This window comes from Burkholderia sp. 4NA327C6, from assembly GCF_005502655.1.
Classification (GTDB): Bacteria; Pseudomonadota; Gammaproteobacteria; order Burkholderiales; family Burkholderiaceae; genus Burkholderia; species Burkholderia contaminans.
Genome location: NZ_SCNZ01000102.1, coordinates 1 through 5,818, shown reverse-complemented (window position 1 = coordinate 5,818; position 5,818 = coordinate 1). Strand labels below are relative to the sequence as shown.

Annotated in this window: 5 protein-coding genes and 1 pseudogene; 4 read left to right on the top strand and 2 right to left on the bottom strand. The window is 69.1% G+C overall.

All coding sequences use genetic code 11. From position 1 onward, the window contains the following. From FFS49_RS41525 to FFS49_RS41510, 4 genes and pseudogenes are all read left to right on the top strand, one after another. Positions 1–567: pseudogene (locus FFS49_RS41525) on the top strand (glycosyltransferase); the annotation flags it as partial. Between the two features lie 6 nt (positions 568–573). Further along, a complete protein-coding gene (locus FFS49_RS41520; RefSeq protein WP_105816138.1) occupies positions 574–1,836 on the top strand; it encodes a glycosyltransferase family 87 protein in 1,263 nt (420 codons plus the stop codon). A gap of 274 nt (positions 1,837–2,110) precedes the next feature. Then, the gene (locus FFS49_RS41515) at positions 2,111–3,190 is read left to right on the top strand and encodes a glycosyltransferase family 2 protein (RefSeq protein WP_105816139.1); all 1,080 of its coding nucleotides are present in this window, start codon (positions 2,111–2,113) and stop codon (positions 3,188–3,190) included. A 15-nt stretch (positions 3,191–3,205) separates the two neighbouring features. Further along, positions 3,206–4,459 carry a glycosyltransferase family 87 protein gene (locus FFS49_RS41510; RefSeq protein WP_105816140.1) on the top strand — a complete coding sequence of 418 codons (1,254 nt, stop codon included), beginning with the start codon at positions 3,206–3,208 and terminating at the stop codon, positions 4,457–4,459. Here FFS49_RS41510 and FFS49_RS41505 read toward each other — a convergent pair. Further along, entirely contained in the window at positions 4,432–5,472 is a 1,041-nt protein-coding gene (locus FFS49_RS41505) for a TadG family pilus assembly protein (protein ID WP_105816141.1), read from the bottom strand. The two genes, FFS49_RS41510 and FFS49_RS41505, sit on opposite strands and share 28 nt — an antisense overlap. After that, positions 5,465–5,797 carry a pilus assembly protein gene (locus FFS49_RS41500; RefSeq protein ID WP_249362368.1) on the bottom strand — a complete coding sequence of 111 codons (333 nt, stop codon included), beginning with the start codon at positions 5,795–5,797 and terminating at the stop codon, positions 5,465–5,467. Before FFS49_RS41500 ends, FFS49_RS41505 begins: the two co-directional genes overlap by 8 nt. Positions 5,798–5,818: the final 21 nt, after the last annotated feature.

Sequence of the window (5,818 nt, the reverse complement as noted above, 5' to 3'; positions counted from 1 at the left end):
CTGCCCGAGCGGCGGCGCTTCATGAAAGGCCTGTTCGCGTGGGTCGGCTATCGCATCGAGATCATCGAATACACGCGCGCACCGCGCAGCGGCGGCCGCTCCAAATTCTCCGGCTGGCGCCGCTGGAATTTCGCCCTCGAAGGCATCACCAGCTTCAGCACCGTGCCGCTGCGCGTGTGGACCTACATCGGCCTCGCGTTCGCCGCGCTGTCGTTCGTCTACGGCGCCTTCATCGTCATGCGCACGCTGCTGTTCGGCAACCCCGTGCACGGCTACGCGTCGCTCATCTCCGTGATGCTGTTCGTCGGCGGCATCCAGCTGATCGGCATCGGCGTGATCGGCGAATACCTCGGCCGCATCTATCACGAGTCCAAGCAGCGCCCGGTCTATCTCGTGCGGCGGCGGTACCGCGCCGACGCGCTGGTGGGTCAGCACCCGGCGCGGCACGCCGCCCAACCCGCCGCCGCGAAGCTGCTGCAGTTTCCGGTCCGGCGCGTCGCCGCGGCCCGGCGTCGGCAGCCGGCCGTCGCGAGCGCGGCGGTTGCGCGCAATCTGTCGGTCAAGTAGCAACGCATGGATATTTCCAGCTCATCAATACAAGCCGACGAACGCCCTGTCCGCGTCTGGCTGACACCCGGACGCATCGCGCTGTACAGCACGGTCATGCTGACGGTCGGCGTGCTGTTCATGACGATCCTGGTCCGGATCGGCTTCCTCTCGAACGACCCGGGCGTGTTCCGCCCGGGCTCGGGGTTCATGGTGTTCTGGTCCGCGTCCCATCTGATGCGCCACGGATCGCCATGGCAGATCTACGACGTTCCCGCGTTCTCGCGGGTGCTCGTCGACCTGTTCCCGACCGCGGCCCACTATGCGTTCCTGCCGTGGCTGTATCCCCCCACGTATCTGCTGGTGGTCGCCCCCTTCGCGCTGCTGCCCCATGCGATCGGCTATCCGCTGTTCGTCGCGCTCGGCGTCGTGCTGCTCGGGGTAGCGGCCTGGCGCGTGTCGGGGCTCGCGGCGACGCCCGGCGCGAAACGCGTCGGCTGGCTTGCGCTGCTCGCGTGCCCGGGCGTGCTCGTCACCTCGACGTACGGGCAGAACGCGATGCTGACCGCGGCGTGCGCGGCGCTCGCCGTGCATTTCGTCGGCCGGCGGCCGATGCTGGCCGGCTTCTTCATCGGACTCCTGTCGGTCAAGCCGCAACTCGCGTTGTTGTTCCCGTTCGTGCTGATTGCCGCACGCGCGTGGCGCGCATTTGCGTGGGCCGCGGCCTTCGCAACGGCCTTCACCGCGCTGGGCATCGCGACGGGCGGCATCGAATCGCTCCATCTCTTCACGCAGAACACCGGCGCACTGCGTTCACTGATCATCGAGCATGGCGTTCCGTTCTGGTTTGCGTCGCCGACGCCGTTCGCGGCGTTTCGTCTCGCCGGCCTGCCGCTGACGCTCGCCTATGCCGGGCAAGCCGCCATCGCCGCGATCGCGATCGCGGCCGCGTGCGTCGTCTGGCGCCGCCACCGGGATGCGCGGCTGCGCGGCGCCATGCTGGTCATCGCCACGCTCACCGTGAATCCCTATATCTGGCATTACGAACTATCCTGGCTGTGCATCCCGATCGCCTGCATGATCGCCCTCGGCTCGCAGGACGGCTGGCTGCGCGGCGAGCAAAGTCTCGTAGCCGTCCTGTGGGCACTGCCGTTGTACGAGTTTCTGAATCCGTGGCTGCATCTGCCGCAGATCGGGCCTCTCGTGACGACGATCGCGTTGCTCGTGCTGCTGCGGCGCGCCCGGCTTGCTCGCCGCGGCCCGCGCGCCGCGATCGTTCGCGCCCCCTGAGCCGATCGCCGCGCGTCGCACCGGCCCCCTGCCCGTGCCGGTGGCCGCGCCCGGAAATCGCACACCGGATCGCGCTCGCGCGGACACTACGCCTCCGACCTGAACGCCCAGCCGGTCGACCTCGCGGCCGTGCGCTCATTGCCGCGCCGGCATCAATTCGTGTTACGAATCCCCGATTCCTGCCTACAATGTTCAAAACGCCAGTCGTCCGGCCCGCCGCGGACGACGACCGGATCCATACGGCGCAGCGCAGGCCGGATCTCTCGGGGGACGTATGTCCGCGCATGCCAGAAAGTCACTGGTCTCGCTCGTCGTGCCGCTCCACGACGAGGAAGAAGCCATCGACGCGTTCTTCGCCACGACGCTGCCGATCCTCGCAGCGGTCGAGTCGGTCCGTTTCGAGATCGTCTGCATCAACGACGGCAGCCGCGACGACACGCTCGGCAGGCTGATCGACGTCGCCGCCGGCGACCCGCGCGTGCGCATCGTCGATCTCACCCGCCGCTTCGGCAAGGAAGCCGCGCTCACCGCCGGCATCGACGAAGCCGCCGGCGCCGCCGTGATCCTGATCGACGCCGACCTGCAGGACCCGCCCGCGCTGATCCCGGCCATGGTCGAACGCTGGCTCGCCGGTGCCGAGGTCGTCGCCGCGAAGCGCACCGACCGCATGTGCGATCCCTTGATGCAGCGCATGGCCGCCGCGCTCTACTACCGCGTGCACAACCATCTCTCCGAAGTCGAGATGCCCGAGAACGTCGGCGATTTCCGCCTGATGGATCGCCAGGTCGTCGACGCGCTGCGCGCGCTGCCCGAGCGGCGGCGCTTCATGAAAGGCCTGTTCGCGTGGGTCGGCTATCGCATCGAGATCATCGAATACACGCGCGCACCGCGCAGCGGCGGCCGCTCCAAATTCTCCGGATGGCGCCGCTGGAACTTCGCGCTCGAAGGCATCACCAGCTTCAGTACCGTGCCGCTGCGCGTGTGGACCTACATCGGCCTCGCGTTCGCCGCGCTGTCGTTCGTCTACGGCGCCTTCATCGTCATGCGCACGCTGCTGTTCGGCAACCCCGTGCACGGCTACGCGTCGCTCATCTCCGTGATGCTGTTCGTCGGCGGCATCCAGTTGATCGGCATCGGCGTGATCGGCGAATACCTCGGCCGCATCTATCACGAGTCCAAGCAGCGCCCGGTCTATCTCGTGCGGCGGCGCTATCGCGCGCAGCGGGACGCCGCCGCGCATCCGGCGTCGACGCTGCTGCAGTTTCCGCTCAAGCGCACGCACGCGGCCCGCAGGCGGACGGCGCAGCCCGCAGCAGCCGGCCACGGCGCCGCGCGGAAAGCGTCCGTCAAGTAACCGCGCGCACGACGCATGGATCTCATCCGGCAATCGATACGATCGGCGGCCCCTCCCGTCCGCGCATGGCTGACACCCGGGCGCGTCGTTGCGTACAGCGCGGTCGCGCTCGCGTGCCATGCGTTGTTCGTCGCGATCTGGATAGCCGTCGTCCGTCACGCGCCCGCCACCGCGCCGTCGCGCCCGGGCCCTGACTACGCGGTGTTCTGGTCGGCGTCGTACGTGATGCTGCATGGCTCACCGTGGCAAGCGTACGATCTGCCGACCTTCTCCCGGCTGGCGGCCGGCCTGTTCCCGCAGTTCCGCCGCGAAGACCTCGTCGCGTGGCTGTACCCGCCCACCAACCTGCTGCTCGTGACACCGCTGGCGCTAGTGCCGTACGCAGTCGGCTATCCGCTGTTCGTCGCGTTCGGGGTGGTCGTGTTCGGATTCGCCGCGTCGCGCGTATCGGGGCTCGGCGCGATCCCCGGCTTGCGGCGCATCGGCGCGTTCGCACTGCTCGCCGCCCCGTGCGTGTTCGTCACCGGGCTGTTCGGGCAGAACACGTTCCTCACCGCGTCGTGCGCGGCGCTGGCCGTCTGCTGGGCAGACCGTCGCCCGATGTGGGCCGGCCTCTGTATCGGCCTGCTGTCGGCGAAACCGCAGATGGCGCTGCTGTTCCCGTTCGTGCTGGTCGCCACGCGCGCCTGGCGCACGATCGCGTGGGCCGCGCTCGCCACCACCGCGTTCGCCGCGTCGAGCGTCCTGATCTGCGGCGTCGAGTCGCTGCGCCTGTTCGTCGCCGGCACGGCGCTCGCGCGCACGCTCCTCCTCGAGCAAGGCATCGTGTTCTGGCTCGCGTCGCCGACGCCGTTCGCCGCGCTCCGCCTCGCGGGCCTGCCGCCCGGCGCCGCGTATGCCGCGCAAGCGTGCGTCGTGGCGCTGGCGATCGCCGCCGCCTGCATCGTGTGGACACGGTCACGCGACGTCCGCTTGCGCGCGGCGGTGCTTGCGGTCGCCACACTAGCGGCGAACCCGTACGTATGGCACTACGAGCTCGCCTGGCTCGGCATCGCGATCGCGTGCCTGCTGGCGATCGGCTGGCAGAACGGCTGGCTGCGCGGCGAGCAGACCGCGATCGCGCTCATGTGGCTGCTGCCGGCCGTCGAATACCTGAACCCGTGGCTGCAAGGGCCGCAGATCGGCCCGGTCGTGACGCTGTTCGCGCTCCTCGTGCTGGTGCGCCGCGCCGGCCCGGGGGCTCAGAACGCGAGCCGCGGCGGCACATAAATGCCGTAGTACGGCCCGACGCCGGTTGCGACGCCGGTCATCTTCACGCCGGCGACGAAATGGCCCTGGATGTACTTGTACGAGCCGCCCAGCGACACGTCGATATGGAACGGCGCGAACGCGACGATCGGCACGGTGGTGCTGGTCGCGGTCTGCGTGACGACCGGCAGCACCACCGTCGTGCCGACCGGCACCGACGTATAGAGCGTCGCCTTCACACCGGTCGCGAGGTTGATGCTGTCGCCGATGTTGAGCGTCGTCGGGTTGCCGGTCACCATCAGGCCGCCCATCGTCGTCGTGTCGGTCGCGGTCGACTGGAACGACGTCCACTGCCCGCCCATGCACAGCAGGCCGTAGATCTGGCCGTTCGTGATCGAGAATTCGAACGGCTGGCCCGTCAGCGGATTGATCAGCGGCTGGTTGGTCGCCGCGTTCCAGTACAGGTTGTACACGCACTGGTCGATCGCGATCGGAAACAGCCCGCCTGCCGCCACCCCGCCCGGCGCCGCCAGCACCGCCACGGCGGTCGCGCTGTCGGATGCGCCGGGAATGCCCAGCAGCCCGCCGAGCAGCAGCGGAATCGAGCCGCCGTTCACACCGGGCGCGCGCGACACGGTGACCTGCACCGCCGGCACGTCGTACTGGCCCGGCGTAATGGTCGTCGGCTGCATGGTGGCGGGGTTGCGCGTCACGTTCCAGTATCCGGTGGTCACCGTGCCGGTCGACAGCGCCGCGCCGGCCGCCGAGTTCTGCGCGATCACGCCATTCGCCGCCGGCGCGGCCTGCGACCAGTTCACCGCGCCGCCGCTCGGCGACATCATCGCATCGGCCCCCGCGAGCGCGGCCGCATCGGCCGCGTTCTGCAACTGGTTGTTCACCGTGATGACCCACGCGATGTCGATCGCCAGCGCGCCGAACGACAGCAGCGGAATCAGGAACAGCAGGAAGAACAGCGCGACCGAACCGCGCTGCCGTTCGGCATCGACGGGCGGCGTGGCGGTCACGTCATTCATAGAGCATCACCGACGTCGCCGAGACCGTCACCGGGCCGGTGAGCGCACTGAAAGCGGAGCCCAGCACGAGCCCCGAATACGTGTAGGTCACCGTCACCGTCAGCGCGGTGCCCGACGTCGTGCCGTTCGCCTGCGTCACGGTCACCGCCGGTGTCGTCGCGGTGCCGCCGGTGATCAGGCTGTTCTGCATCGCGTTCTGCGCAATGCCGGCGATCTGCGTCGTGGTCAGCATCGGCACGCGCAGCATGACGCCGGCGCGTGCCGCCTCGCGGCTCGCGTTCGTGATGACGGCCTTGTCGCACAGGATCAGGCTCGTGTCGATGATGCCTGGTTCTTATACACATCT